The sequence below is a fragment of the Mesorhizobium sp. B1-1-6 genome (assembly GCF_006443035.1).
Lineage (GTDB): Bacteria > Pseudomonadota > Alphaproteobacteria > Rhizobiales > Rhizobiaceae > Mesorhizobium.
Window position 1 is genome coordinate 1 of record NZ_VFWR01000043.1, and the last position, 2,463, is coordinate 2,463.

Annotated in this window: 1 protein-coding gene; it reads left to right on the forward strand. The window is 67.5% G+C overall.

Annotation, left to right across the window (positions count from 1 at the left end; all coding sequences use genetic code 11):
• On the forward strand, nucleotides 1–2,463 hold a 2,463-nt coding region (locus FJ979_RS32830; RefSeq protein WP_210241489.1), incomplete at both ends, for a DUF5801 repeats-in-toxin domain-containing protein.

The following is a 2,463-nucleotide window of genomic DNA, read 5'->3' on the forward strand; positions in this document are numbered from 1 at the left end:
CGATGGCGACGGCGACCACGTCACACAAAGCGCCGACATCTCCCAGACCATCGTCTTCGAGGATGATGGGCCGAAGGTCCTGAGCGGCCATGCCGCGCCGGTGACGATCGACGAGGACGACATTGCCAGCCTGCTGTCGCAGGGAACCTCGCCCTATGACGGGTCCGGCGACGGTTCGGGCACGGAGTTCCCGCTGGGTGCGGCGATCGCATCCGGCTCGCTGAACGGGCTTGTCGACTTCGGCGCCGACGGCCCGGCCGCCGGCGGCGGTTTCGGCTTCACCGGCACGGCGGCCGCAGACCTGACGGCCATCGGGCTGTCGTCGAAGGGCGTCGAGCTGAGCTGGGCGATCCAGGGCAACACGCTGGTCGGCTTTGTCGACAGCAACCATAACGGCGCTTACAACGGGCTTAGCGACCGCACCGTGATGACGGTGACGCTGAATGCCTCGAGCGGCGCCTTCGTGGTGCGCCAGTTCGACCAGCTCGACCATGTCGCACCGGCGGCCGGAACATCGGACCAGAACACCACGCTGCAGACGCATCTGGGCGGCGGCAGCGTGGCCGGCATCGACCTCGGCTCGGTGTTCCAGGCCAAGGACGGCGACGGCGATACGGTCACGCTGACCGGCAAGGCGACGGTCACCGTGGTCGACGACGTGCCGCAGGTGTTCATCACCGCGACCGGCGTGTCGGTCGTGCATGACGAGACGGCGGGCAACCAGAACGACGACACCAGCAGCGCCTCGGTCGCGCACCAGTTCGATTCGCTTGGACTGGGCCCGGCAAGCCTGGGCTATGCGCATGGCAACCTGCCGGTGGTGCTGTTCGGCTCGCTGCCCGGCACGGACGAGCCGCGCGCGGCCGTGCTCAGCCTTGCGGTTGCAGAGCCAGGCACCGATTCGGGCCTGAAGACGACCGACGGGCACGAGATCTCGCTGTTCAAGGAAGGCAATCTGATCGTCGGCCGCGTCGACAACGCGAACGGTACGGCCAATCCCGACGGCGCCATTGCCTTCGCGGTCTCGGTCGACCAGACCGGCCATATCTCGACGGCACAATATCTGTCGCTGCAGCATCCGCTGGCCGGCAACGGTTCGGGCGGCTCCTATGACGAGCCGGTCAACCTGTCGGGCAAGATCAATGCGGTGGTCACCGTCACCGACTTCGACGGCGACACAGTCAGCCAGTCGCTCGCCATCGGCGCCAAGATCGTCTTCGACGATGACGGGCCGAAGGTCCTGAGCGGCCATGCCGCGCCGGTGACGATCGACGAGGACGACATTGCCAGCCTGCTGTCGCAGGGAACCTCGCCCTATGACGGGTCCGGCGACGGTTCGGGCACGGAGTTCCCGCTGGGTGCGGCGATCGCATCCGGCTCGCTGAACGGGCTTGTCGACTTCGGCGCCGACGGCCCGGCCGCCGGCGGCGGTTTCGGCTTCACCGGCACGGCGGCCGCAGACCTGACGGCCATCGGGCTGTCGTCGAAGGGCGTCGAGCTGAGCTGGGCGATCCAGGGCAACACGCTGGTCGGCTTTGTCGACAGCAACCATAACGGCGCTTACAACGGGCTTAGCGACCGCACCGTGATGACGGTGACGCTGAACGCCTCGAGCGGCGCCTTCGTGGTGCGCCAGTTCGACCAGCTCGACCATGTCGCACCGGCGGCCGGAACATCGGACCAGAACACCGCGCTGCAGACGCATCTGGGCGGCGGCAGCGTGGCCGGCATCGACCTCGGCTCGGTGTTCCAGGCCAAGGACGGCGACGGCGATACGGTCACGCTGACCGGCAAGGCGACGGTCACCGTGGTCGACGACGTGCCGCAGGTGTTCATCACCGCGACCGGCGTGTCGGTCGTGCATGACGAGACGGCGGGCAACCAGAACGACGACACCAGCAGCGCCTCGGTCGCGCACCAGTTCGATTCGCTTGGACTGGGCACGGCAAGCCTGGGCTATGCGCATGGCAACCTGCCGGTGGTGCTGTTCGGCTCGCTGCCCGGCACGGACGAGCCGCGCGCGGCCGTGCTCAGCCTTGCGGTTGCAGAGCCAGGCACCGATTCGGGCCTGAAGACGACCGACGGGCACGAGATCTCGCTGTTCAAGGAAGGCAATCTGATCGTCGGCCGCGTCGACAACGCGAACGGTACGGCCAATCCCGACGGCGCCATTGCCTTCGCGGTCTCGGTCGACCAGACCGGCCATATCTCGACGGCACAATATCTGTCGCTGCAGCATCCGCTGGCCGGCAACGGTTCGGGCGGCTCCTATGACGAGCCGGTCAACCTGTCGGGCAAGATCAATGCGGTGGTCACCGTCACCGACTTCGACGGCGACACAGTCAGCCAGTCGCTCGCCATCGGCGCCAAGATCGTCTTCGACGACGACGGGCCGAAGGTGACGGCTGTCGCCGCCACCGGCGTTACGGTAGCGCTTGACGAGACGGCGACCACGAGCACCCC